Source organism: Streptomyces sp. NPDC097617 (assembly GCF_044761485.1).
GTDB lineage: Bacteria > Actinomycetota > Actinomycetes > Streptomycetales > Streptomycetaceae > Streptomyces.
This window is the reverse complement of sequence record NZ_JBIWCL010000018.1, coordinates 22,001-45,599: the sequence shown is the minus strand read 5'-3', so window position 1 is coordinate 45,599 and position 23,599 is coordinate 22,001. Positions and strand designations below refer to the sequence as shown.

Genomic DNA, 23,599 nt, shown 5'->3' with positions numbered 1-23,599 from the left:
AGCGGTTCCCGGACTTCCGGCCCCCCACTCCGACGGGTGGGGGGCTTTTTGCATACCCACCACTGGGCATAATGCCCCCTTATGCCCAACTTGCCCCCAACACGGCGATATACGGTGCTTGCACACAGTGCACATCTCTTGTGATGCTATGACCGCTTTTGATGGAGAGTTGACTGAAGGGGTGGCGTGACCGTGCCGGCCAGTACTGCGCCTCAAGTGCCACCCCAGCAGGACCCCCAGGTGCCGCCCCAGCCGGAGCCCCAGCGGGAACACCGCCCGGAGCCCGTCCAGGCGCCGCCCGAAGAGCCCCCGGTCGCGCCGAGACCCCCCAGCAGGGGCGCGGACACCCGGGCCCTCACCCAGGTCCTCTTCGGGCAGCTGAAGGGCCTGGAGCCGGGCACGGGCGAGCACAGCCGGGTGCGCGGGGCACTGATCGAGGCGAACCTCCCGCTCGTCCGGTACGCGGCCGCCCGCTTCCGCAGCCGCAATGAGCCGATGGAGGACGTGGTCCAGGTCGGCACCATCGGCCTGATCAACGCCATCGACCGGTTCGACCCGGACCGCGGCGTGCAGTTCCCGACCTTCGCGATGCCGACCGTCGTGGGCGAGATCAAGCGCTACTTCCGCGACAACGTCCGCACCGTCCACGTGCCGCGCCGCCTCCACGAGCTGTGGGTCCAGGTCAACGCCGCCACCGAGGACCTCACCACCCTCCACGGCCGCACCCCGACCACCGCCGAGATCGCCGAACGGCTGCGCATCACCGAGGACGAGGTGCTGTCCTGCATCGAGGCCGGCCGCAGCTACCACGCGACCTCCCTGGAGGCCGCACAGGAGGGCGACGGCATGCCCGGGCTACTGGACCGCCTCGGCTACGAGGACCCGGAGCTGGCCGGGGTCGAGCACCGCGACCTGGTTCGCCACCTCCTCGTACAGCTGCCCGAACGGGAGCAACGGATCCTGCTCCTGCGGTACTACAACAATCTGACGCAGTCGCAGATCAGCGTGGAGCTCGGCGTCTCCCAGATGCACGTCTCCCGACTCCTCGCCCGGAGCTTCGCCCGTCTGAGATCCGCAAACAGGATCGAGGCGTAACCGGAACGAGTGGAGATCATTCACACGTTTCCCGACAGATCGGGCTGATCGGCCTCTGAGCTGCTCTGTCGCTGGAGATATATGTCGACATGGCGCTACAGCGCGTTGCCGACATGTGACATTCTGCGTGAACCGCGTTTGCCGCAGCCCCGCCTCCGGTATTCAGGTGGAGGCTGCGTTCCTCCGACGGGCGCGCCGAACGCGACCGTCCGCGACCTCAAGGGGGTGGCATGTCCGTAGACCAGGGCAGCTCCAAGGTGCTCACGCTCATCAAGAGCGTGCCTGCGCCCACAGCACCTGTAGCGTCTGACCGCTCGGAAGCCATCGACACCCGCACCCTCTCCCGCTCCCTCTTCCGGCGACTTGCCGCCCTGGATGCGGACAGCCCCGAACGGATGTACGTACGTGACACCCTGATCGAGCTGAACCTGCCTCTCGTGCGCTATGCGTCCGCCCGGTTCCGCAGCCGCAACGAGCCGATGGAGGACATCGTCCAGGTCGGCACCATCGGCCTGATCAAGGCGATCGACCGCTTCGACTGCGAACGCGGCGTCGAGTTCCCGACGTTCGCGATGCCGACCGTCGTGGGCGAGATCAAACGATTCTTTCGGGACACCTCCTGGTCCGTGCGCGTCCCGCGCCGGCTCCAGGAGCTGCGCCTGGCGCTGACCAAGGCCAGCGACGAGCTCGCCCAGAAACTGGACCGCTCGCCGACCGTGCCGGAGCTCGCCGCCGTGCTCGGGGTCTCGGAGGAGGACGTCGTCGACGGTCTCGCCGTCGGCAACGCCTACACCGCCTCCTCGCTCGACTCGCCCTCCCCCGAGGACGAGGGCGGCGAGGGCTCCCTCGCGGACCGCCTCGGCTACGAGGACACCGCGCTGGAGGGTGTCGAGTACCGGGAGTCCCTGAAGCCGCTGCTCGCCAAACTCCCGCCCCGGGAACGTCAGATCATCATGCTGCGGTTCTTCGCGAACATGACGCAGTCGCAGATCGGCGAGGAGGTCGGCATCTCCCAGATGCACGTCTCCCGCCTGCTGACCCGCACCCTGGCGCAACTGCGCGTGGGACTCATCGGAGAGTGATCCGGCGCCTCGCGCTTCCCAATTGACGATGCGTCAGTAACACTGGCGCGATGCGAAAGGGATCGCGCGCGGCCGCCACCACCCTCCTCGCCCTGTGCTGCACGGCCGCCGCCGGCCTCACCGGCTGCGGCGGCCCGGCACGGGACGGCTATCTCGCCGTGGGCGCCGCGGCCCCCGGCCCCGAACGGGGCGCGGGGGAGAACGTGGCGCCGCGGGGTCAGGTGGAGTTCCAGCGACTCGGCGCTCCGGACGCGGCGGGCGGATCCTCCGCGTCCGCGGAAACCTCCGATACGACGCCCGGTCCCGCGGGATCCGGGGCCCCGGGCGACTCCGCCGCGGGCGGAGCCACGACCACCGCCCCCGGCGGCTCCGGGAACACCCCCGGCGCCCCCGCAGGGCCGGGCCGGACACGGCCGTCCCCCGGCACACCGGGCACGCCGACGCCGCCCACCGGTCCGACCTCGCCGGGCACTCCTTCGAACCCGCCCACCCGGCCGGGCACGACTCCGCCCGCCCCGCCGGCGTCCACGCCGGCCCGGCTGACGCTGTCCGCGCCGGTCCGGTCGGCCGCGGCGGACCGCTGGTGCGAGCGGGTCACGGTGACCTTCACCAACACCGGAACCACCGCGGCACGCTCGGGCACGGTCAGCTTCGCCACGCACATCATCGGCGCGCTCGGCGTCGACTGGGCCACGATCACCACGAGCCAGCCCCTGCCGGCGCCCCTGGCGGGCGGGGCATCGAAGACACCGACCTACACGGTGTGCGTGGAGTCCTGGCGGGTGCCGCTGGGCATGCACGTGGACACCCGGAAGGTCACCGCCACCTGGAGCTGAGCCGAGGTGGGGTGAGGCGGGACGTCTGCGGGCGCCGGCCCGGGACGTCAGTGCAGGACGACCCAGGCAGCCGCGCCGATGACGAGCACGAGGGCGATGATCAGCCCCAGCTTCGCGGCCGGGATCGAGGACCCGGACTGTTGCTGCTGCTCGGCGCGGCGCTGCTGACGGGATCCGGGACCCGCCTGGCGGGCCGGTGCGGCCTCCTCGACGAAGGCCTTGAACATCTGCGTGCTGCCCGCGGGGTCGTAGTTGCCCTCGGGGACCTGTGAGTTGTGGTTGTCAGCCATGGAGCAGGACCCTAGCCGGTTTTCCGATTCCTTTACCGCCCCACCCCCGGATTCATTTGCCTGTAGCAACCATTCGCTTCTATGGTTGCCTCAAGCAACAAGATGGGGGAACCCCGGTGACCGTGCAGACCGCACCGACAACTGAGCGAACTCCGGCCACCTCGGCCATCACGGCCACCTCGGCGGCTCCGGCCACCTCCGCCACCTCCGCCACCTCGGCCGCCACGGCCGCTCCCGGCACTCCGTACGCGGAGCTGGCCCGCCAGCTCACCGGAATCGGCGCGGTCAAGCGCGAGCTCACCCGCAACCTCCCCCCGGACTGCCCGCCCGGCGCCGCCGCCGTCCTGACCGTGCTCGACCGGCACGGGGAGATGCGGCTGAGCCGGCTGTCCGAGTTCATGGCGGTCGACATCTCGGTGACCAGCCGGCACGTGACGCACATCGCCGACCGCGGCTGGATCGAGCGCGAGATCGACCCGGTCGACGGGCGCTGCCGGATCCTGCGGCTCACCCCGGCCGGACGGGCGCTGCTCGGCGAGCTCGGCGCCCGCTACACGGCCTCGCTGGAGAGAGCCCTCCGCGACTGGTCCCCCCAGGACATCGACGTACTGAACACCCTGCTGGCCCGACTCCGATCGAGCTTCTAGAGGTAAGGAAAGACATGGCCCAGTCGGAGACGACAACCGACACCCCACCCACCTCCATGGCCACTTCCGTGACCATGACCCACCCCCAGATCATGAAGGCGCTGTCCGGGCTGATGCTCGGCATGTTCGTGGCGATCCTGTCGTCCACGATCGTCTCCAACGCCCTGCCCCAGATCATCAGCGACCTCGGCGGCACCCAGTCCTCGTACACCTGGGTGGTCACCGCCGCCCTGCTGTCGATGACGGCGGCCACCCCGCTGTGGGGCAAGCTGTCCGACCTGTTCAGCAAGAAGCTGCTGGTCCAGATATCCCTCGTCATCTACGTTCTCGGCTCCGTGGTCGCGGGCCTGTCCCAGAACACCGGCACGCTGATCGCCTGCCGCGTGGTCCAGGGCATCGGCGTCGGCGGCCTGTCGGCCCTCGCGCAGATCGTGATGGCCGCGATGATCTCCCCGCGCGAGCGCGGCCGGTACAGCGGCTACCTGGGCGCGGTCTTCGCCGTCGCCACGGTCGGTGGCCCGCTGCTGGGCGGTGTCATCACCGACACCGAGTGGCTGGGCTGGCGCTGGTGCTTCTACGTCGGCGTGCCGTTCGCGATCATCGCCCTGATCGTGCTCCAGCGCACCCTGCACCTCCCGGTCGTCCGCCGCGACGTGAAGGTCGACTGGCTCGGCGCCTTCCTGATCAGCGGCGCCGTCTCACTGCTGCTGATCTGGGTCACGCAGGCCGGCGACTCCTACGAGTGGATCTCCTGGCAGACCTGGGCGATGACGGGCGGCGCGCTCGCGCTCGGCCTCCTCTTCATCCTCGTCGAGACCCGCGCGAGCGACCCGATCATCCCGCTGCGCCTGTTCCGCAACAAGACCATCACCCTGGCCTCGGCAGCCTCCCTGTTCGTCGGCATCGCGATGTTCTCGGGCACCGTGTTTTTCAGCCAGTTCTTCCAGTTGGCCCGCGGTGAGTCCCCGACGATGTCCGGAATCCTCACGATTCCGATGATCGCCGGCCTCTTCGTCTCCTCCACCCTTTCCGGTCAGGTGATCACCAAGACCGGCAAGTGGAAGGCCTGGCTCGTCTCCGGCGGCGTACTGCTGACGGCCGGTCTGGGTCTGCTCGGCACCCTGCGCTACGACACCCCGTACTGGCACATCGCGATCTACATGGCGGTGACCGGCCTCGGTCTCGGCATGATGATGCAGAACCTGGTCCTCGCCACCCAGAACCAGGTGGCCCCCGAGGACCTGGGCTCGGCCAGCTCGGTCGTGACCTTCTTCCGCTCCCTCGGCGGCGCCATGGGCGTCTCCGCGCTGGGCGCGGTGATGGCCAACCGGGTCACCCACTACGTGCAGGACGGCCTCGCCGCCCTCGGCCCGAAGGCCGCGGCCCTCGGGCACGGCGGCACCGCCGGGGGCGGGATCCCGGACCTGGACAAGCTGCCCGCGCCGTTCCGCGAGGTCATCGAGTCGGCGTACGGGCACGGCGTCGGCGATGTCTTCCTCTACGCCGCCCCGTTCGCGCTGCTCGGACTGATCCTGGTGGTGTTCATCAAGGAGGTCGCCCTGCAGTCGAAGCCGGCGGCCCACTCCCCGGCGGCGGCCTCGAACGAGGCGACTCCCGCGGAGGCCGTGATCAAGGCCTAGCCGACGCCTGACCGGCAGACTCCTGCCCGGTCCTCCCCTGCCCGGTCCTCCCCTGCCCGGTCGACGCCTGAGCAATCGGCGTCGGCCGGGCAGCTGCGTTTGCCCGGTCGGCGCCGGGGCCGACGGGTGCCTTGGCCTCGATGCCCGCGATCAGGACGTCGAGCGCGAGGCAGAAGTCGGGCTCCGGCGCCCGCCGGGCCGTCCCCCCGCAGCCGTGCAGGAACTGGGAGACGGCCAGGTGGGCGCCGGTCCGCGCGGCGTCCACCAGTCCGGTGGCGTCCAACAGCCGCTGGAGGGCCGCGTCGAAGGCCCGCGCGTGGGGGCCGATGTTGGGGTAGGCGGCGGTGAGCGGAGCCACCCACGGGTGGTCCGCCAGCACCCGCCGGTATCTCCGGGCCAGCGTCTGCAACCGGCCCGGCCAGCCCTCTCCGGCGCCCTCCACCGGACTCTCCCCCGGGTCCTCCGCCCCCGGTTCCTCCGCCCCCGCGGTCGGCAGCCCCAGCTCGCCGAGCGCGCGGTCGAGGGCGAGTTCGAGCAGATCCTGCTTGGTGTCCACGTACCAGTACAGGGACATCGCGGTCACCCCGAGCCCGGCGGCCAGCCGCCGCATCGAGAACCGGGCCAGCCCGTCGGCGTCGAGCAGCCGTACGCTGGCGGCCGTGATCCGCTCCCGGTCCAGCCCGTTGAGCGCATCGCTGCGGCGTCGCGCGGGTGCGGCGGGCCTGACGGCCAGCCACACACTGGTCCGGGTCTCGCCGGGATCGGCCGCGGTCACCATGCAGGCACCCTCCTCACGACAGGCGGATCGGTCCGGAATGCCCGATCCGCCCTCTTGATGCTAGGTCCTGCGACGCCGATCGGGCCGGACCAGCCGACCCGATCTGTGCACGGAACCGGCACCGTGAGTCCGGATCAGGCCGTCGGAACCGTGAGGTCGTAGAAGGTGGCTCCGCCGACCGTGGTCGCCTTGAAGGTGGCCTTGACCCAGGTCTCGATGTCCGAGCTGGTGCCGCCGCCGGGACCACCGCGACCGCCACCCCCGGGCATGCCGCCGCCGGTGGCGCCGGTGGCGCTGCTCTGGCCGATGAACCAGTGGATCTTCCCGTCCCGCACGTACTTCTTGAACTGCTCGAGGGTCGGCGAGGGGTCGCTGCCGTTGAAGCCGCCGATCGGCATGACGGGCGCACCCGAGGCGAGCTGGTAGCTCGCCGCGTTCTGGGAGCCGATCGCGGCCGCCGCCCAGGTGTACGCGTCGGCGTCGGTGGTGAGGGCCGTCTTGGCCTCGGCGCTCACCCGGGCGCCGTTCAGCAGCCCGCCCGGACCGCCCTGGCCGCCGCCGAACCGCTCGCCGCCGCGTCCGCCCGCGCCGGCCTGGCCACCCCGGACCTGCGGCATTCCGCCCTGGCCACCCCGGACCTGCGGCGCGGCGCCCTGCGGCGGAGTGCCGCCCTGCTGCCCGGCGCCCGGCAGGCCACCGTTCTGCTGCGCCCCGCCGGGGCCGCCCTGACCGCCGCCCTGGGCCATCCCACCGGGACCGCCCGTGCCGCCCGTGCCACCGGGGCCGCCCATCATCCCGCCGGGCCCGCCCCGGCCGCCGGCCACCGCCGGGCCCGCGGTCACGATGGAGCCGGCGTGCGCGGTGCTCACCGTGGTCAGGCAGTACGCGAACGGCCCGGCCAGCGCCGCCGCCACCCCCAGCGCCGCCGTGGCCTGGAGCATCCGGCGCCCGGCCCGCGCCGCGAACGGCAGCGCGGCCGCGGCGACCAGCCCGCCCACCAGGACCGCCCAGCGCAGCCACGGCAGATAACCGGTGGCGCGGCCGAGCAGCACGTACGACCAGACCGCCGTCAGGGCGAGCGTGCCGGACAGGGTGATCGCGGCGGCCGCGCTGCTGCGCTCCTCCCACAGCACGGCGGCTCCCATGCCGATCAGCGCGGCCACGAACGGCGCCAGCGCCACGGTGTAGTACTCGTGGAAGATGCCCTGCATGTAGCTGAAGACGACCGCGGTGATCAGCAGCGAACCGCCCCAGGCCAGGAAGGACGCCCGGGCCATGCCCTCCAGCGAGTCGGTGGCCCGGCGGGCCCGCCAGGTGACCACCAGACCGGCCACCAGCAGCACGAGGGCCGCCGGCAGCAGCCAGGAGATCTGGCCGCCGATGTTGCCCGAGAAGAGCCGGTCGATGCCCGTCTCTCCCCAGCCTCCGCCGCCGCCTCCACCGCGGCCACCGCCACCGCCACCGACGCTTCCGGTCTCATTGCCGTTGATCCGGCCGAGGCCGTTGTAGCCGAGGGTCAGCTCCAAGAAGGAGTTGTTCTGCGAGCCGCCGATGTACGGCCGGGAGGAAGCCGGCCACAGCTCCACGATCGCGACCCACCAGCCGCCGGCCACCACCATCGCGAGCCCCGCCAGCAGCAGCTGCCCGAGCCGCCTGCGCAGCCGGGTGGGCGCGCAGACGGCGTACAGCAGGGCCAGCGGCGGCAGGATGACGAAGGCCTGCAGGGTCTTGGTGAGGAAGGCGAAGCCGACCGCGACCCCGGCCCAGAGCAGCCACTTGGTGCGGGCCCCGTCGAGGGCGCGCAGGACGCAGTACACCGTGACGGTCAGCAGCAGGGTCAGCAGCGCGTCGGGGTTATTGAAGCGGAACATCAGCGCGGCGACGGGCGTCAGCGCGAAGGCCGCCCCGCTCAGCAGCGCGGCCCCGGGACCGAACTGGCGGCGCACGGCGGCGTACAGGACACCGGCGGTGGCGACGCCCATCAGCGCCTGCGGGACGAGGATCTGCCAGGCGCCGAGCCCGAAGAGCCGGACGGACAGCATCATCGGCCACAGGGCCGCCGGGGGCTTGTCGACGGTGATGGAGTTTCCGGCGTCGGAGGAGCCGAAGAAGAAGGCCTTCCAGCTCTCGCTGCCGGCCTGCACGGCGGCGGAGTAGAAGGAGTTGGCGTAGCCGGAGGAGCCGAGGTCCCACAGGAGCAGTACGGCGGTGGCGATCAGCAGGCCGGCGAGGGAGGGGAGTTCCCACCGGGGCCGGTCGACCGCCCGGCGGCCGGTGTCGGTACCGGCTCGGGCCTCGGGGACCGGGAAGAGCGAGGGCGCTGCTGTGGTCATCGGATGTCGTCCTTCACGTTCACGGGAGTGTCGTGCCGCTCGGGGAAGACCCAGGCACGGAAGAGCAGGAAACGCAGCACGGTGGCGGCGAGGTTGGCCGTGATCAGCACGGCCAGTTCGGTGCTGTGCGCGGGATCGGCGGTGGCCGCAGCCAGCCCGGCGAGGGAGCCGCTGGTGAGAGCCAGCCCGATGCCGAACACCACGAGGCCCTGGGCCTGGTGGCGCACGGCCCGGTCCCGGCCGCGCACCCCGAAGGTGAGCCGGCGGTTGGCCGCGGTGTTGGCGACGGCGGAGAGCAGCAGCGCGGCGCCGTTGGCGAACTGCGGTCCGGCCCCGGCGCGGAAGGCGGAGTACAGGAGCAGGTAGAGCACGGTGGACAGCGCTCCGACGGCGCAGAAGCCGAGCAGCTGGCGGGCGAGTCCGCCCTCCACCCCGGGCAGTGCGGCGCGGTCGCGCGGATCGTCGCCGAAGGGGCGGGCGAGCCGATCCAGCGGGAGCGCGCCGACGGCGAGTGCCCGGCCCACGCGCCAGACGCCCTTGAGGTCGTCGGTGGCGGTCCGGACGATGTGGACGGTGGAGTCGGGGTCGTCGACCCAGTCCACCGGAACCTCGTGGATCCGCAGTCCCGCGCGCTCGGCGAGCACGAGCAGTTCGGTGTCGAAGAACCAGCCGGTGTCCTCCACCAGCGGCAGCAGCCGTTCGGCCACCTCGCGCCGGATCGCTTTGAACCCGCACTGCGCGTCGCTGAACCGGGCGGCCAGGGAGGACCGCAGGAGGAGGTTGTAGGCGCGGGAGATGAACTCCCGCTTGGCCCCGCGCACCACCCGTGAGGACCGGGCCAGGCGGGTGCCGATGGCGAGGTCGGAGTGGCCGGAGATCAGTGGTGCGACCAGCGGCAGCAGGGCGTTGAGGTCGGTGGAGAGGTCCACGTCCATGTAGGCGAGGACCGGGGCGTCCGAACCGGACCACACCGTACGCAGGGCCCTGCCCCGGCCCTTCTCCTCCAGCCGGGTGCTGCGTACGCCGTCCAGTGCGGCGGCGAGCCCCTGCGCGACCTCGGGGGTGCGGTCGGTGCTCGCGTTGTCGGCGACCGTGATCCGGAAGGGGTAGGGGAAGGTCCGGGTGAGGTGCTCGTGCAGTCTGCGGACGCACGGGCCGAGGTCCTTCTCCTCGTTGAAGACAGGGATCACCACGTCGAGCACGGGCTCGCCGGGCACGGGCGCGAGGGGCGCCCGGGCCGGAAGGGCCCCGGGAGAGGTGTCGGTTCGCATGGCCCGACACTCGCGGGGCGCCCTGTCACCGCTGTGTGGTGAGCCTGTGCCCTGCCTGTGAGCCTCCGCGGTCCGGCCGCGGGTGGGGCAGCAGGACCTCGAAGCAGGTCCGGCCGGGCTCGCTCCGGACGTCGACCCGTCCGCCGTGAGCCGTGACGACGGCCTGGACGATGGCCAGCCCGAGGCCGGTGGAGCCCGCGGCGCGGGAGCGGGAGGCGTCGCCGCGGGCGAAACGCTCGAAGACGTGGGGGAGGAGATCGGGAGCGATGCCGGGCCCGTCGTCCTCGATGCGCAGCCGGACGGCGGATGTTTCACGTGAAACACGGGCGGTGACGGTGGTGCCCGGCGGGGTGTGCGTACGGGCGTTGGCGAGCAGGTTGACCAGCACCTGCTGAATCCGCGCGGGGTCACCGCGGACAGGGGCCGGCTCGTCGGGCAGGCTCAGGTGCCAGTGGTGTTCCGGGCCCGCGGCGCGGGCGTCACTGACGGCGTCGACCACGAGCGGAGCCAGGTCGGTGTCGGTGTCGCCGGTGGAGAGCGGTCGGCCCGCATCGAGCCGGGCCAGCAGCAGCAGGTCCTCGACCAGGCCGGTCATGCGCGTGGCCTCGGACTCGATCCGGCCCAGGGCGTGCCGGGTGTCGGGGCCGGGCTCCTCGCGTCCCCGGCGGGTCAGCTCGGCGTAGCCCCGGATGGAGGCCAGCGGGGTGCGCAGCTCGTGGCTGGCGTCGGCGACGAACTGCCGGACCCGCATCTCGCTCTCCTGGCGGGCGGTGAGGGCGGAGGAGACATGTCCCAGCATCCGGTTGAGGGCCGCGCCGACCTGGCCCACTTCGGTGCGGGGGTCGGCCTCGGCGTCCGGGACCCGCTCGTTGAGGGCGGGCTCGCCCTTGTGCAGGGGGAGTTCGGAGACCCGGGTGGCGGTGGCGGCCACCCGGCGCAGCGGGCGCAGGGCGACCCCGACCAGGGCCTGTCCGGCGAGGGAGGCCGCGATCAGCCCGGCGAGGGTGACGCAGAGCTCCACCCCGACCAGGGTGCGCACGGTGGAATCGACATCGCTCAGCGGGAAGCCGAGGGCAAGGCTCCCCTCGGGGGCGATCATCACTCGATAGCTGCCGAGGCCCGGGAGCTCGGCGCCCACGGGCTCGGGCTTGCCCTGCGCAGCCTTCCGGGCGGCCTGGGCGAGGGCTTTGCTCTGGGCTTCGGTCAGCGGTGGCGCCTGGTCGGCCGACCAGCCGTCGACGCGGGCGTTGCGGGCGCTCCCCATGACGGTCCCGGCGGGATCCAGCCGGATCCCGGCAGCGTCCAGCGGGCTGCCGGGAGCCATGACGAAGCCGGCGCTGTTCTCCCGGGCCGGCTTCCCGCCGGGCGCCCGGACGGCCATCTTCACGGAGTTCTTCAGCTGGTCGTCGAGCTCGGTGACCAGGTACGAGCGCAGCGCGAAGGTGGTGACGGTCCCGATGGCCGCGCCCACCACGGCGATCAGTACCACCGCCGAGACGACGAGCCGGGTGCGCAGCGACCAGGGCCGGCGTCCGCGCGGCCGCCGTTTCGTGCGCAGGGCCACTACTGGGCCGACTCGGCAGGCTCGGCAGGCTTGATCAGGTATCCGGCACCGCGCCGGGTGTGGATCATCGGCGGCATGGCGATGCCGCTCTCCAACTTCCTGCGCAGGTAGGAGATGTAGAGCTCGACCACGTTGGCCTGGCCACCGAAGTCGTAGGACCACACTCGGTCCAGGATCTGCGCCTTGCTCAGCACACGGCGCGGATTGCGCATCAGGTAGCGCAGCAGCTCGAACTCGGTGGCCGTCAGGTGGACCTCCCGGCCACCCCGCACCACCTCGTGGCTGTCCTCGTCCAGCCGCAGGTCGCCGACGGCCAGCACCGAGCCGCCGCGCGCGGCCTGCGCCGCGCCGGAGCGCCGGACCAGGCCGCGCAGCCGGGCGACGACCTCCTCCAGGCTGAAGGGCTTGGTGACGTAGTCGTCGCCGCCCGCGGTGAGGCCCGCGATCCGGTCCTCCAGCGAGTCCTTGGCGGTCAGGAACAGCACGGGGACCTGCGGGATCTCCCGGCGCAGCCGCCCCAGGACGGCGAGGCCGTCCATGTCGGGAAGCATGATGTCGAGGACGACCACGTCCGGCCGGAACTCCCGTGCCGCCCGTACCGCACCCGCCCCGTCACCGGCGCTGCGGACCTCGCAGCCCTCGTAGCGCAGGGCCATGGACAGCAACTCGGAGAGCGAGGCCTCGTCGTCGACGACGAGGACCCGGCAGGGTCCGCCGTCGGGCCGCACCAGGGCCGTCGGGTGGTTGGTGGACGTGGACGCTTGGGAGGTGGTCGTCGCAGTCATACCGATAACGCTGTCCGGCGCCTCTGAGAGCGTTCTTGCGCCTACCTGTGAATTTCCTGAGAAAGGAAAACGGCGGGCGGGGGAGGCGCACGAACAGGCGGACGATGCCGGAACCGGGCCCAGGACCATGATCGGGACCGGGCCGGGGCCGGGGCCGGGATCAGCCGTCAGCCGTCAGCCGTCAGCCGTCGAGGCGGAACAGCCGGGCGCCGTTGTCGTGGCACACCGCCCGCAGCCAGTCGTCGCCGAGGCCGAGCCGCTCGAGGGCGGCCAGCTGGTGCTCGTAGGGATAGGGAATGTTCGGGAAGTCGGTACCGAGCAGGATCCGGTCGCCGAGATCCGCGAGCCGTCCGAGGTCACCGGGTGGAAAGCCGCTGAACTGCTCGGAAAAGTCGGTGAAGGCCATGGTGGTGTCCAGGCGGACCTCGGCGTACCGGTCCGCGAGGTCAAGGAAATCGGCGTACTCGGGCATGCCCATGTGAGCGATGACCAGCGGCAGCCTCGGATGGCGGGCCAGCAGCCGGGCGATCGGATCGGGGCCGGTGTGCTTGCCCGGGACGGGCCCCGAGCCGCAGTGGATCACGATCGGGATGGCGGCCTCGGCGAGCAGCCCCCAGACGGGGTCGAGTCGCTCGTCGCCCGGGTCGTAGCCGCCGACCTGGAGGTGCGCCTTGAAGATCCGGGCCCCGGAGTCGACGGCGCGCCGGACGTACGGGGTCACGCCCTCCTCCGGGAAGAAGGTCGCGGTGTGCAGGCAGTCGGGGGTGCGGGCGGCGAAATCGGCGGACCAGGCGTTGAGCCAGGCGGCCATCTCCGGCTTGTGCGGGTAGAGCATGGCGGTGAAGGCCCGGACCCCGAACTCCCGCAGGAGCGCGACGCGCTGCTCCTCCTCGTGCCGGTAGGTGATGGGCCACGCGACGCCGGTCAGCGGGCCGACCGCGTCGAAGTAGTCCCAGACCTTGTCCAGGACCCGCTCGGGCATGAAGTGCGTGTGTACGTCGACCAGTCCGGGCAGCCCGAGCCGCTCCCGGAAGGCGCGGACCGCCTCAGCCGTTGCGGACAAAGCCGTGGCTCCGCTCTACGGTCGCGACGTGCAGGGTGTAGCTCTCGTACCAGTCGGTGCGGCCCTGCTTCATGGCCTCGCGGTGCTCCAGGTCCTCGCGCCACCGGGTGAGGGACTCGTGGTCGCGGAAGTAGGCGACGGTGATGCCCAGGCCGCCGGGGTTACGCGCTGACTCGTAGCCGAGGAAGCCGGGATTCGCCCGGACGATCTCGTTCATCCGGGCGAGGGTCTCGGGGTATCCGCTGTCGTCGGCGGCTCGGGTATTGCTGAAAACGGCCATGACATAAGGGGGTTCGAAGGCCGGCACCGGCTGAGTGGTCATGTCGAACACCCTCCGCGCAGCGCTCCGGCATGTCCACCGGAAACGGCCCCGGAAGGCCAAAGGGATCCAAGTTTTGACCATGGCCGCCCCGCAGGTCGCGCCGCGATCCCCGAAGCTCAGAACAGCCCGTCCTGCGCCGCGGGAGCCCCGGCGGCGGACGTGATCTGCGCCATCGGCACCGACGTCGCCGCCTCCTCGCCCGGGGCGGTGAGCTCCCAGCCGGTCAGCAGCCGGGTGTCCACCACGAGCCCGTCCGCGAGGTGCAGGTCGGGCCCGGCCGCGCCCAGCAGGCGGCCCACGACGGACCCGCCGGGCACCATCTCGGTCAGCACCCGCTCCGGCGAGGGCGGGCCGGACAGCGCGTCCAGCCCGAACGCCACCGCATGGTCGGCCACTTCGCAGTCCACCCGCTCCAGCGACTCGGGCCACCCCGGCAGCGCCGCCGCCCGTGCGTACAGCTCGGCGACCTCCCGGGCCCGGTCCGGCGCGGCCGGCAGGTGCGCCCGTACGGCGCGCTTGCGGGCGTACGCGATCCGGTCGGGCACCCCGAGCGCCGCCCGCAGCAGTTCCTCGGTGCGCCGGGTCGCCATCAGCGGACCTCGCCCGAGCCAGGACCAGGCCACCGCACCCTGCTCCAGCAGCCTGGCCGGGCCCCGCTCCTCGGCGGTGATCCCCACCTTGACCATGCCGGGCCCGAACCAGGCCAGGTAGACCCGGTAGGTCCGGGGATCCGCGGCGTTGGTGTCGGCGGCCACGGAGAACGACCGGTCGAGGCGGGCGCATTCGGGGCACTGCGCGTTACCGGTGCGGCCCGGCACGGTGTCCGCGGTCGGACAGGGCGTCCGCTTCCCGGCCCGCCACACCCCGAGGCAGTGCCGCTCCCCGCGTGCGGTGAAGGCGATCCGCTGCCCGTACACGAGCTCGCTCGTCCGCCCGCCGCGCCCGTCCCCGTACCACCCGATGGCCGGGCGGCCGTCCTTCCACCGGATCCCGGTGCACCACCACGTCACAGCGGGAGCGGCCGCTCGAAGAAGGTGTCCAGGACGACGGTGGCATGCGTACCGCTGACGCCGTTGATGGCGTAGAGGCGGCGCAGCACATCCTGCAGCTGCTCGGTCGACGCTGTGCGCACCTTGACCAGCACGGACGCACTGCCCGCGATGATGTGCGCCTCCTGGATCTCGGGGATCGCGGCGAAATCGGCGCCGGACTCGCCCATCCAGGTAGTGGAGTCGACCATCACGTAGGCCAGGACGCCGCTGCCGACGGCGGCCGGGTCGACGTCGACGGTGGTCCGCCGGATCACCCCTCGCTCGCGCAGTTTGCGTACCCGCTCGTGGGTGGCACCCGCCGAGAGCCCGACGGCCGCGCCCAGGGCGGCGTACGACTGGCCGGCGTCCTGCTGCAGGCGCAGGACCAGCGCACGGTCGATGTCGTCCACGCAATCTTCCTCTCATGGGCCTGTCGGCCCTTGCGAAGACGGTACCTGATCCTGCAATCTCACCATCAGACCGAACAAAATTCGGCATAACTCTTCCAGGGGGAATCATGTCTGCCATCGCCGACCTCACCTTGTACGAGATTCTGGACGAGCGCTTCCGGACCGGCCGCTGCGCCAACGGCGACGCCCGGCTGGAACGTCTCCATGACGACTGCCGCTGGGCGGAGGGCCCGCTCTACCTGCCCGCCTGGCGGCAACTGGTGTGGAGCGACATCCCCAACGACCGGATGCTGCGCTGGGACGAGGCGAGCGGCGCGGTCTCCGTCTTCCGCTCCCCGGCCGGTCACTCCAACGGCAACACCCTCGACCGCGAGGGCCGCCTGATCACCTGTGAGCAGGGCAACCGCCGCGTCACCCGCACCGAACCGGACGGCAGCCTCACCGTGATCGCCGACCGCTTCGACGGCAAGCGGCTCAACAGCCCGAACGACGCGGTGGTCCGCTCGGACGGCTCGGTCTGGTTCTCCGACCCGGACTTCGGCATCACCAGCGACTACGAGGGCCACCGCGCAGTCGGCGAGATCGGCGCCTGCAACCTCTACCGCGCCGACCCCTCGACCGGCGAGGTCCGATTGGTCGCGGATGGCTTCCTCGGCCCCAACGGCGTCGCCTTCTCCCCCGACGAGAGCGAGCTGTACGCCGCGGACACCCGGGCCGGCCACATCCGCGCCTTCAAGGTCACCGACGACGGCACCCTCGCCGACGACCGGGTCTTCACCACCTGCCCCGGGGTCGACAACATCCGCTTCGACGACGAGGGCCGACTGTGGGCGGCCGCCATGGAGAACGGCGTCCAGTGCTACGCGGCGGACGGCACCCTGATCGGCCGGCTCCGCGTCCCCGAACCGGTCTCGAACATCGCCTTCGGCGGCGCCAAGAACAACCGCCTCTTCATCACCGCCACCACCTCCCTCTACTCCCTGGTGATGTCGGTGACCGGCCTGCCCCGCGTCCTCTGAGGACGGGGCCGCCCCTGCGGGCTACCGGCTACCGGGCGACGAACTGGGTCAGGATCGCCTGCACCTCGTAGATGTCGACGCCCTTGGTGAAGGTCTTCTCGATCGGCGTCGAGCTGCCGGATATCCAGATCTTGAGCTCGGCGTCGAGATCGAAGTGCCCGGCGGTCTCGACGGAGAAGTGCGTGATGCTCCGGTACGGGATGGAGTGGTACTCCACCTTCTTCCCCGTGAGCCCCTGCTTGTCGACGAGCACCAGCCGCCGGTCCGTGAACAGGATCGTGTCCCGGATCAGCAGATAGGCGGCGTGCACCTGCTCGCCCTGCCCCAGCAGCCGCGCGTAGTCCCGCTGCGCCGACACCGGGTCGACGGTGTGCGCGTTCCCGAACAGTCCCATGAGTGCCCCCGTTTTCCGGCTTCGAACGATCTTCAGAAACCGTACCGAGGCCGGCCTGTAGTCGACGTCCCCCACCAGAGCCATCCCACCCCTGACATCCTCCGGGGGACCCCCTCCCCACCAAGGAGGAGACACGGGACTCCAGGGCATACGACGAAGGCCCCGGACTTTCGTCCGGGGCCTTCGTCCTGCTGTGCACTCGGCAGGATTCGAACCTGCAACCTTCTGATCCGTAGTCAGATGCTCTATCCGTTAAGCTACGAGTGCTTGAGCTTCGCGGGGTTTTGCGCCCCGTTGGCCTTGCGAGAACAACAATACATGGACCTCGCCGGGACGCGAAATCCATTAGCCAAACCAGTGCTGACCTGCGGAAACGGCCTGGACGAAGATCGTCCGAATGGGCTCTCGCAGAGGCCGCGGCTGACCGGATTGCCCCGGAACGCATCGAAGCCCCGGTCCGTCAGGACCGGGGCTTCGATGAAGTGCGGAGGCGGAGGGATTTGAACCCTCGATGGGGTGTAAGCCCCAAACCGCATTAGCAGTGCGGCGCCATAGACCGGACTAGGCGACGCCTCCAGCACACCCCCGCGTACGAAGGTGCGTGCAGATGATGACACAGGCGCAGGGCCCCTCACCAATCCGCTCCCACGGTACTAGGCGGGACGGGCGGAGAGCAAAGCCTTAAAGCGGCCCGCGCACGCAACGTCGGCAGGCCCCTCGTCGTTGGGCAGCCGTACGACGTACGGACGATCTGGAGTGCCCATGCTGCGTCTCGCCGCCTTCGCCGTCACCTCCGCCCTCGCCGCCGCGGCGGCCGGGCCGCTGCCCCCGCTGCCGCTGGGTCGGCTGCTGGCGACGCCCGACCACCTCACCATCGCCATGGCCGACACCGGGAACCGCCACTTGGACCGGGAGTACCGCCTCGAATGCGACCCCGTCGGCGGCGACCACCCCGAGGCGGAGGGGGCCTGCGCACGGCTGGACCGGTTCGCCCGGGAGGGGAAGGACCCCTTCGCCCCCGTCTCCGATCGGCAGATCTGCACCATGCAGCACGGGGGCCCCGCCACCGCCCGGATCACCGGAACCTGGAACGGCCACAGGGTGGACGCCACGTTCCGGCGGACCAACGGATGCGAGATCAGCCGCTGGGACGAGTTGGAACCTCTGCTTCCGAGTGGGCGGTCCTGACCTGGGAGGATGCGCGGGATGGGCGGTATCCACCACACATCCGCCACCCCATCGCGGGCCTGTGGCCTTAGACTCCTCCCGTGACTTGCCGGTAGTTGTTGGTCAGGGAGGAAGCTCGTCGTGAGCAGCAGGCCATCCCGAGGCGCTGCTCGCCTCGCAGCAATACTCGACGCTCTTCCGGACGCGCTGTTGCTCGTCAACGCCAACGGCACGGTCGTCAACGCCAATTCGATCGCTCTCGAGGTCATGGAGAGCCCGGGCACCGGGCTCGTCGGCCGCGGCGTTCTCGACCTCCTGCCCGAGTTCGACTCCAAGCTGATCCCCGGCTCCATGCGCCGGCCCGGCGAGGAGGACGGCAGCCGTGCCAAGCCCAAGCGGATGACCGCGCGCCGCACCGACGGATCAGAGTTCCCCGTCGAGGTCACCAGCGCCCATCTCGACGGCCGTGACGCCTACCGTGAGCCGCAACCCTCGTACACAGGTGACGAGCTGCTGATGCTCGTGGTCCGGGACCTCTCGCAGACCGTGGACACCGAGGCCGAGCTGGCCCGCTCGCAGCGCCAGACCGAGATGATCCTGCGCGCCGCCGCCGAGGGCGTCGTGGGCACCGACACCGACGGACGGGTGGTCCTGGTCAACCCGGCCGCCGCCCAGATCCTCGGCTACCGCGCCACCGACCTGGGCAACCGGGAACTGCACGGCCTCGTCCAGCACTCCCGCGCCGACGGCTCCCCCTTCCCCTTCGAGGAGTCCCCGCTCGCCGACACCCTGCGCAGCGGACGCAAGCACCGCGTCCGCGGGCAGGTGCTGTGGAACAAGGCCGGACAACCGGTCGCCGTCGACCTGACCACCTCGCCCGTACGGGACGGGGAGCAGCTCGTCGGCGCCGTGATGACCTTCACCGACCGGCGCCCCTACGACGCCCTCGCCGCCCGGCACGCGCAGCTGATGGCCGTCCTCGGCGAATCCCTGCGCGGGCCGCTGGACGAGCTGCGCGGCGAGCTGGCGACGCTCGCCGCCGACGACGCCGGCCAGCTGTGGCCCGAGGCCAACCAGCTGCTGCACCACCTGGCCGCCGGGTACTCCCGGATGACCACCCTGGTGGACAACGTCCTCGGCTACCAGCGCCTGGACTCCGGCAGGGACCGGCTCTCGAAGAAGAAAGTCCTGATCAACACCGTGGTCGCGGCGGGCGTCGACGGCGCCGTCGAGCTGATCGGTCCGGGGCGCGCGCAGTTCGCCGTCCACGCGCCGACCATCGAGGCCGAGGTGGACTCCGACCGGATCGCGACCGCGCTCGCCCACCTCGTCGCGGACGTCGCCGGGGTGGACGCCACCGGCAAGACCCGCCAGGGCAGCGGCTACAGCGACTCGACGATCGTGGTGGCGGCCGCACAGCGCGGCGATGTCGTACGGATCGAGGTGCGCGGGCCGTACGAGGGCGGGAACCCGGTCCACGAACCGATCGTCCGGGGGATCGTGGCCTCGCACGGCGGCGTGCTGCAGACGGTAGCGGTGCCGGGCGCGCCCGGCGGGGCGTACGTCCTGGAACTCCCGCTCGGATCGGGTGCCGGGACGGTGACCCTGCCGGAACCGGCGGAGGAGCCCCCGACCGGTCCGACCACGGACGGCGCGGGCACCGCCGGGGGCGCCGCTCCCGGCAAGGTCTCCGGCGGCCGGCGTGCCCGGCGCGGAGTGGACGCCTTCCTGGATGACGAGGCCCCCGGCCCCGAGGCCGCTCAAGCCGCGCAGGGCGGTGGCGCGCTGGCGCTGGCGCTGCCGTCCGGGCGGCGGCGGGCGGGCGAGGTCGGCGACGCTCCCGAGGCGGGCCCCGAGCTCGCGCAGTCCCCGGTGAACCCCGCGGGACTCGGTACCGGACGCAGGCGCGGCCGGGCCGGTGACGGCAGCGGCGGGGCCGAGGGCTCCGACGGTCCCGGCGGCCCGGGACGGCCCGTGCCCCCGCAGGGCACCGCCATGCCCGCGCTCCCGCCCGTCCCCGCGGTGCCGCCGGTTCCGGTGACCGAGCATCCGGCCGGACGCCGCCGCGCGCTCGGTGCGGCCGGTCCGGCGCAGCCGGGCGGTCCGGTCCCCGCGACAGGGCTGGGGCCGACGCCCGTGCCCGCGCGGCCCATCGCTCCCGAGGGCGGTTTCGCGCTGCCCGCCGGCCCGACCCCGGCTCCCGCACCTGCTCCCGCACCTGCTCCCGCCTATACCGACTCCGACGGCTCTGCCGGTCGGCGTGGCCGCCGTGTACTGGGCGCCCCCGCCGGCGAGCCCGAAGCCCCCGCCCCGCAGCCGGCGGAGTCCGCCGAGAACCCGACCGGGCGGCGCCGTGCACTGGCCGGCGCCCCGGCCTGGCCGGTACCGGCGGCCCGTACGGCCCCCGAGGGCGACGAGCCCTCCGGCCCGGTCGCGGTCCCGAGTGCGCGCAGGCCGCAGGACGCCCCCGCCGAGAGCCAGGCCGCACAGCCGATCAGCGTGCGCGCCCTCGGCACCCTCGGCCAGGGCATTTCTTTGGACCCGGGCGGCTCGGGCCCTGCCACCGGCCCCGGTTCGGCTTCCGGCTCCGGCCGCCGTCGCCGGCTCGCCGAGCCCGCCCCGCAGGGCCGTGCCTTCGCGATAGGAGCGCCCGAGGCGGGCGCCGACGAGGGCCCCGAGCCGCTGGACGGCCCGGGCGGCGCCGTCGAGGTCGTCAACCGGCCCGCACCGCGCCCCGTGGACGACGAGCTGCCGCCGGAGCCCCTGGACAACCCGCGCCGGCTCCTGGTGTGGCCCGCGCCCGATGTGCAGACGCAGCAGGCCCTCAGCGACCGGGGCTACCGGCCGGTGATCGTGCACTCCCGCGAGGAGGTGGACGCGCAGATCGCCGCGTTCCCCGCCGCGCTGTTCGTCGACCCGCTGACCGGTCCGATCACCCGGACCGCCCTGCAGTCCCTGCGCCAGGCCGCGGTGGCCGCGGAGGTCCCCGTACTGGTCACGGCCGGGCTGGGGCACGCCACGCGGGAGGCGGCGTACGGCGCCGATCCGGCCGTGCTGCTGAAGGCGCTGGCGCCGCGCGACAGCGAGCAGCACCCCTCCCGGGTGCTGCTGATCGAGGAGCACGAGGAGATCGCGACCGCGCTGACCGCGGCCCTGGAGCGGCGCGGCATGCAGGTGGCCCGGGCGGGTGCCGACAACGACGCCGTGGAACTGGCGACGCGGATGCGGCCCAACCTGGTGGTCATGGACCTGATGCAGGTGCGCCGTCGGCGGGCCGGGATCGTGGACTGGCTGCGCGCCAACGGGCAACTGAACCGCACGCCCCTGGTCGTCTACACGACGACCGGCATCGACCCGGCCGAACTGCCGCGGCTCGCCTCCGGCGAGAGCGTTCTCTTCCTCGCGGAGCGGGCCACCACCGCGGACGTCCAGGGCCGCATCGTGGACCTGCTGGCCAAGATCGGCACGAACTAGTAATCCTGGGCCGATGGCCATCACCAACACGAGCGAGCACACCGTCCCCGCCGACAACGGGGAGGTGAACCTGCTCATCGCGCGGCAGGTGGAGCCCGGGCACGAGGAGACCTTCGAGGCCTGGGCCCACGGGATCCTGGAGACGGCCGCGGGCTTCCCGGACCACCTCGGGTACGGGCTCTTCCGCCCGGCGGCGGAGGGCGGGCCCTGGTTCCTGGTCCACCGCTTCCGCAATCAGGCCGCGTTCCAGCGCTGGCAGGACTCCCCGGAGCGGGCGCAGTGGTTCTCCAACTGCCTCGGCCATCACCACACCGAGATAGCCCGGCGGGAACTGCACGGCATGGAGACCTGGTTCGCCAAGCCGGGTACGACCCGGCCCGCACCGCCGCGGTGGAAGATGGCGATCAGCTCGGGGCTGGCCATCTTCCCGATCTCGCTGATCGGCAACGCGGTGCTCGGGCCGTACCTGGTCGATCTGCACTTCGTGCTGCGGACGGCCGCCTTCGCCGTCGTGTTCAGCACCCTCATGACCTACGTGGCCATGCCCGCCGTCAGCAGGCTGCTGCGGTCATGGCTCACTCGGGGCTAGCTGCTCGTCGTCGTCAGTCGAGCTTGGTGACGTCCAACGCGCCGTCCGCGTACTGCTTGCGGATCACCTTCTTGTCGAACTTGCCGACGCTGGTCTTCGGCACCGCCTCGATGAAGGTCCAACGCTCCGGCAGCTGCCACTTGGCGACGGTCCGGGCGAGGAAGTCGCGCAGCTCCGTGTAGTTCACGGTCGCGCCCTCCTTGAGGACGACCGTGGCCAGCGGGCGCTCTCCCCACTTCTCGTCGGGGACGGCGACGACGGCGGCCTCGGCGACATCGGGGTGCCCCATCAGTGCGTTCTCCAGGTCCACGCTGGAGATCCACTCACCGCCGGACTTGATGACGTCCTTGGCTCGGTCGGTGAGGGTCAGGAAGCCGTCGGCGCTGATGACGCCGACGTCGCCGGTCTTGAGCCAGCCGTCGGCGCTGAACTTGTCCTCGGGGCGGAAGGGTTCGCCGGACGCTCCGCCGTAGTAGGAGCTCGCGATCCAGTTGCCGCGCACCTCCAGCTCGCCCGCCGACTCCCCGTCCCAGGGCAGGAGGTCGCCGTTCGGGCCGATGAGGCGGGCTTCGACGCCCGCCGGGAAACGGCCCTGGGTGATCCGGTAGGGCCACTCCTCCTCGGCGCTCAGACCGGCCGGCGGGTGCGCCATCGTCCCGAGCGGGGAGGTCTCGGTCATGCCCCAGGCGTGGCAGACGCGGACGCCGAGCTTGTCGTAGGCCTCCATCAGGGCGGGCGGACAGGCCGAGCCGCCGATGGTGACCTGCTTCATCGAGGTCAGGTCGCGCGGGTTGGCGGTGACCTCGGCCAGCAGTCCCTGCCAGATGGTGGGGACGGCCGCGGCGTGAGAGGGCTTCTCCCGCTCGATCATCTCGGCGAGCGGGGCGGGCTGCAGGAAGCGGTCCGGCATCAGCATGTTGATGCCGGTCATGAAGGTGGCGTGCGGCAGGCCCCAGGCGTTCACGTGGAACTGCGGGACCACGATGAGGGTGGTGTCCCGGTCGGTCAGACCCATCGACTCGGTCATGTTGACCTGCATGGAGTGCAGGTAGAGCGAGCGGTGGGAGAAGACGACGCCCTTGGGGTCCCCGGTGGTGCCGGAGGTGTAGCACATGGCGGCAGCCTGGCGCTCGTCCAGCTCGGGCCAGTCGAAGCTGTCGGAGCTGCCCGCGAGGAGTTCCTCGTACTCGTGCACCTGCACGTTCAGGCCCTCGAGCACGGAACGGTCGCCGATGCCGCTGACCACCACGTGCTCGATGGTCGGCAGGTGCGGCAGCAGCGGCGCGAGCAGGGGGAGCAGCGTGCCGTTGACCAGTACCACCCGGTCGGCGGCGTGGTTGACGATGAAGACCAGCTGCTCAGGGGGGAGCCGCAGGTTGAGGGTGTGCAGGACCGCACCCATGGAGGGGATCGCGAAATACGCCTCGACGTGCTCGGCGTTGTTCCACATCAGAGTCGCGACAGCATCCGAATCCTGCACTCCGAGCTGGTCGCGCAGGGCGCCGGCCAGACGGGTGGCGCGGTTGCCGATCTCGGCGAAGCTGCGGCGATGCGGCTCAGCCTCCCCGGTCCAGGTCGTGACCTGGGACTTCCCGTGGATCGTCATCCCGTGTCGGAGTATGCGGGTGACGAGGAGCGGTACGTCCTGCATGGTGCTGAGCAAAGCGTCCTCCCGGTGAGCGCTGCGGCGCTGCGGCGGCTACGGATGCTGCCGATTCTGCGCACGTACCGGTCGGCATGTCACTACCCGGGAGTAGAAAGCAGGGCGTGTTTCACGTGAAACATCCCCTGCCGTCGTCACGTTTCACG

21 protein-coding genes and 2 tRNA genes are annotated in these 23,599 nt (G+C 71.8%); 9 read left to right on the top strand and 14 right to left on the bottom strand.

Going from position 1 to position 23,599, the window contains the following annotated elements; translation table 11 throughout:
• The first annotated feature begins 216 nt into the window (after positions 1-216).
• From ACIQZO_RS25850 to ACIQZO_RS25840, 3 genes are all read left to right on the top strand, one after another.
• Positions 217-1,095, top strand: coding sequence for an RNA polymerase sigma factor SigF (locus ACIQZO_RS25850; protein ID WP_403630288.1), 879 nt, complete (start codon positions 217-219; stop codon positions 1,093-1,095).
• 230 nt (positions 1,096-1,325) lie between these two features.
• Entirely contained in the window at positions 1,326-2,177 is an 852-nt protein-coding gene (locus ACIQZO_RS25845; RefSeq protein WP_403630285.1) for an RNA polymerase sigma factor SigF, read from the top strand.
• Positions 2,178-2,227: 50 nt separating this feature from the next.
• Positions 2,228-3,013, top strand: a complete 786-nt coding sequence (locus tag ACIQZO_RS25840; RefSeq protein ID WP_403630283.1) for a hypothetical protein — start codon at positions 2,228-2,230, stop codon at positions 3,011-3,013.
• Between the two features lie 47 nt (positions 3,014-3,060).
• On the opposite strand, the gene ACIQZO_RS25835 is transcribed toward ACIQZO_RS25840, so the two are convergent.
• Complete coding sequence (locus tag ACIQZO_RS25835; protein WP_403630280.1) at positions 3,061-3,303, bottom strand: hypothetical protein; 243 nt, start codon at positions 3,301-3,303, stop codon at positions 3,061-3,063.
• Between the two features lie 254 nt (positions 3,304-3,557).
• On the opposite strand from ACIQZO_RS25835, the gene ACIQZO_RS25830 reads away from it, so the two are divergent.
• Both ACIQZO_RS25830 and ACIQZO_RS25825 read left to right on the top strand, forming a co-directional pair.
• The gene (locus ACIQZO_RS25830; RefSeq protein WP_403630596.1) at positions 3,558-3,950 is read left to right on the top strand and encodes a MarR family winged helix-turn-helix transcriptional regulator; all 393 of its coding nucleotides are present in this window, start codon (positions 3,558-3,560) and stop codon (positions 3,948-3,950) included.
• Positions 3,951-3,964: 14 nt separating this feature from the next.
• The gene (locus tag ACIQZO_RS25825) at positions 3,965-5,590 is read left to right on the top strand and encodes an MDR family MFS transporter (protein ID WP_403630276.1); all 1,626 of its coding nucleotides are present in this window, start codon (positions 3,965-3,967) and stop codon (positions 5,588-5,590) included.
• On the opposite strand, the gene ACIQZO_RS25820 is transcribed toward ACIQZO_RS25825, so the two are convergent.
• The 9 genes from ACIQZO_RS25820 to ACIQZO_RS25780 all read right to left on the bottom strand — a co-directional run bounded on the left by ACIQZO_RS25820 (position 5,580) and on the right by ACIQZO_RS25780 (position 15,147).
• Positions 5,580-6,368: a TetR/AcrR family transcriptional regulator gene (locus ACIQZO_RS25820; protein WP_403630273.1), complete on the bottom strand. Its 789-nt coding sequence runs from the start codon at positions 6,366-6,368 to the stop codon at positions 5,580-5,582. The two genes, ACIQZO_RS25825 and ACIQZO_RS25820, sit on opposite strands and share 11 nt — an antisense overlap.
• A 134-nt stretch (positions 6,369-6,502) precedes the next feature.
• Complete coding sequence (locus ACIQZO_RS25815) at positions 6,503-8,701, bottom strand: ArnT family glycosyltransferase (RefSeq protein WP_403630272.1); 2,199 nt, start codon at positions 8,699-8,701, stop codon at positions 6,503-6,505.
• Positions 8,698-9,972 (bottom strand): glycosyltransferase, encoded by a 1,275-nt coding sequence (locus tag ACIQZO_RS25810; RefSeq protein ID WP_403630270.1) that lies wholly within the window; start codon positions 9,970-9,972, stop codon positions 8,698-8,700. The genes ACIQZO_RS25815 and ACIQZO_RS25810 overlap by 4 nt, the downstream gene beginning before the upstream one ends.
• Before the next feature lie 25 nt (positions 9,973-9,997).
• Complete coding sequence (locus ACIQZO_RS25805; protein WP_403630267.1) at positions 9,998-11,536, bottom strand: sensor histidine kinase; 1,539 nt, start codon at positions 11,534-11,536, stop codon at positions 9,998-10,000.
• A complete protein-coding gene (locus tag ACIQZO_RS25800; RefSeq protein WP_403630264.1) occupies positions 11,536-12,321 on the bottom strand; it encodes a response regulator transcription factor in 786 nt (261 codons plus the stop codon). Before ACIQZO_RS25800 ends, ACIQZO_RS25805 begins: the two co-directional genes overlap by 1 nt.
• 181 nt (positions 12,322-12,502) lie before the next feature.
• Entirely contained in the window at positions 12,503-13,384 is an 882-nt protein-coding gene (locus ACIQZO_RS25795; protein WP_403630262.1) for an amidohydrolase family protein, read from the bottom strand.
• Entirely contained in the window at positions 13,368-13,706 is a 339-nt protein-coding gene (locus ACIQZO_RS25790) for an antibiotic biosynthesis monooxygenase family protein (protein WP_403630259.1), read from the bottom strand. Before ACIQZO_RS25790 ends, ACIQZO_RS25795 begins: the two co-directional genes overlap by 17 nt.
• A gap of 116 nt (positions 13,707-13,822) precedes the next feature.
• A complete protein-coding gene (locus ACIQZO_RS25785; protein ID WP_403630256.1) occupies positions 13,823-14,716 on the bottom strand; it encodes a DUF2797 domain-containing protein in 894 nt (297 codons plus the stop codon).
• Entirely contained in the window at positions 14,713-15,147 is a 435-nt protein-coding gene (locus ACIQZO_RS25780) for an Lrp/AsnC family transcriptional regulator (RefSeq protein WP_403630253.1), read from the bottom strand. The genes ACIQZO_RS25785 and ACIQZO_RS25780 overlap by 4 nt, the downstream gene beginning before the upstream one ends.
• A gap of 107 nt (positions 15,148-15,254) precedes the next feature.
• Here ACIQZO_RS25780 and ACIQZO_RS25775 point away from each other — a divergent pair, with 107 nt between their 5' ends.
• Positions 15,255-16,166: an SMP-30/gluconolactonase/LRE family protein gene (locus ACIQZO_RS25775; RefSeq protein WP_403630251.1), complete on the top strand. Its 912-nt coding sequence runs from the start codon at positions 15,255-15,257 to the stop codon at positions 16,164-16,166.
• Positions 16,167-16,194: 28 nt separating this feature from the next.
• On the opposite strand, the gene ACIQZO_RS25770 is transcribed toward ACIQZO_RS25775, so the two are convergent.
• The 3 genes from ACIQZO_RS25770 to ACIQZO_RS25760 form a co-directional block, all read right to left on the bottom strand.
• Positions 16,195-16,560, bottom strand: a complete 366-nt coding sequence (locus ACIQZO_RS25770; protein ID WP_030384022.1) for a PH domain-containing protein — start codon at positions 16,558-16,560, stop codon at positions 16,195-16,197.
• Positions 16,561-16,754: 194 nt separating this feature from the next.
• Positions 16,755-16,827: transfer RNA gene (locus ACIQZO_RS25765), tRNA-Arg, on the bottom strand.
• A gap of 218 nt (positions 16,828-17,045) precedes the next feature.
• Positions 17,046-17,136 (bottom strand) — tRNA-Ser (locus tag ACIQZO_RS25760).
• Positions 17,137-17,322: 186 nt separating this feature from the next.
• On the opposite strand from ACIQZO_RS25760, the gene ACIQZO_RS25755 reads away from it, so the two are divergent.
• The 3 genes from ACIQZO_RS25755 to ACIQZO_RS25745 all read left to right on the top strand — a co-directional run bounded on the left by ACIQZO_RS25755 (position 17,323) and on the right by ACIQZO_RS25745 (position 21,790).
• A complete protein-coding gene (locus ACIQZO_RS25755; RefSeq protein WP_403630248.1) occupies positions 17,323-17,748 on the top strand; it encodes an SSI family serine proteinase inhibitor in 426 nt (141 codons plus the stop codon).
• 120 nt (positions 17,749-17,868) lie between these two features.
• Complete coding sequence (locus ACIQZO_RS25750; RefSeq protein WP_403630245.1) at positions 17,869-21,201, top strand: PAS domain-containing protein; 3,333 nt, start codon at positions 17,869-17,871, stop codon at positions 21,199-21,201.
• A gap of 13 nt (positions 21,202-21,214) precedes the next feature.
• On the top strand, positions 21,215-21,790 hold the full coding sequence (locus ACIQZO_RS25745; protein WP_403630242.1) for an antibiotic biosynthesis monooxygenase: 576 nt from the start codon (positions 21,215-21,217) through the stop codon (positions 21,788-21,790).
• 13 nt (positions 21,791-21,803) lie between these two features.
• Here ACIQZO_RS25745 and ACIQZO_RS25740 read toward each other — a convergent pair whose 3' ends face one another.
• Positions 21,804-23,453: a long-chain fatty acid--CoA ligase gene (locus ACIQZO_RS25740; RefSeq protein WP_403630240.1), complete on the bottom strand. Its 1,650-nt coding sequence runs from the start codon at positions 23,451-23,453 to the stop codon at positions 21,804-21,806.
• Between the last annotated feature and the right edge of the window lie 146 nt (positions 23,454-23,599).

Coding starts and splice junctions, on each gene's coding strand:
- ACIQZO_RS25845 (WP_403630285.1), top strand. CDS start 1,326: ATGTCCGTAGACCAGGGCAGCTCCAAGGTGCTCACGCTCATCAAGAGC.
- ACIQZO_RS25840 (WP_403630283.1), top strand. CDS start 2,228: ATGCGAAAGGGATCGCGCGCGGCCGCCACCACCCTCCTCGCCCTGTGC.
- ACIQZO_RS25835 (WP_403630280.1), bottom strand. CDS start 3,303: ATGGCTGACAACCACAACTCACAGGTCCCCGAGGGCAACTACGACCCC.
- ACIQZO_RS25825 (WP_403630276.1), top strand. CDS start 3,965: ATGGCCCAGTCGGAGACGACAACCGACACCCCACCCACCTCCATGGCC.
- ACIQZO_RS25820 (WP_403630273.1), bottom strand. CDS start 6,368: ATGGTGACCGCGGCCGATCCCGGCGAGACCCGGACCAGTGTGTGGCTG.
- ACIQZO_RS25815 (WP_403630272.1), bottom strand. CDS start 8,701: ATGACCACAGCAGCGCCCTCGCTCTTCCCGGTCCCCGAGGCCCGAGCC.
- ACIQZO_RS25810 (WP_403630270.1), bottom strand. CDS start 9,972: ATGCGAACCGACACCTCTCCCGGGGCCCTTCCGGCCCGGGCGCCCCTC.
- ACIQZO_RS25800 (WP_403630264.1), bottom strand. CDS start 12,321: ATGACTGCGACGACCACCTCCCAAGCGTCCACGTCCACCAACCACCCG.
- ACIQZO_RS25790 (WP_403630259.1), bottom strand. CDS start 13,706: ATGACCACTCAGCCGGTGCCGGCCTTCGAACCCCCTTATGTCATGGCC.
- ACIQZO_RS25775 (WP_403630251.1), top strand. CDS start 15,255: ATGTCTGCCATCGCCGACCTCACCTTGTACGAGATTCTGGACGAGCGC.
- ACIQZO_RS25770 (WP_030384022.1), bottom strand. CDS start 16,560: ATGGGACTGTTCGGGAACGCGCACACCGTCGACCCGGTGTCGGCGCAG.
- ACIQZO_RS25755 (WP_403630248.1), top strand. CDS start 17,323: ATGCTGCGTCTCGCCGCCTTCGCCGTCACCTCCGCCCTCGCCGCCGCG.
- ACIQZO_RS25745 (WP_403630242.1), top strand. CDS start 21,215: ATGGCCATCACCAACACGAGCGAGCACACCGTCCCCGCCGACAACGGG.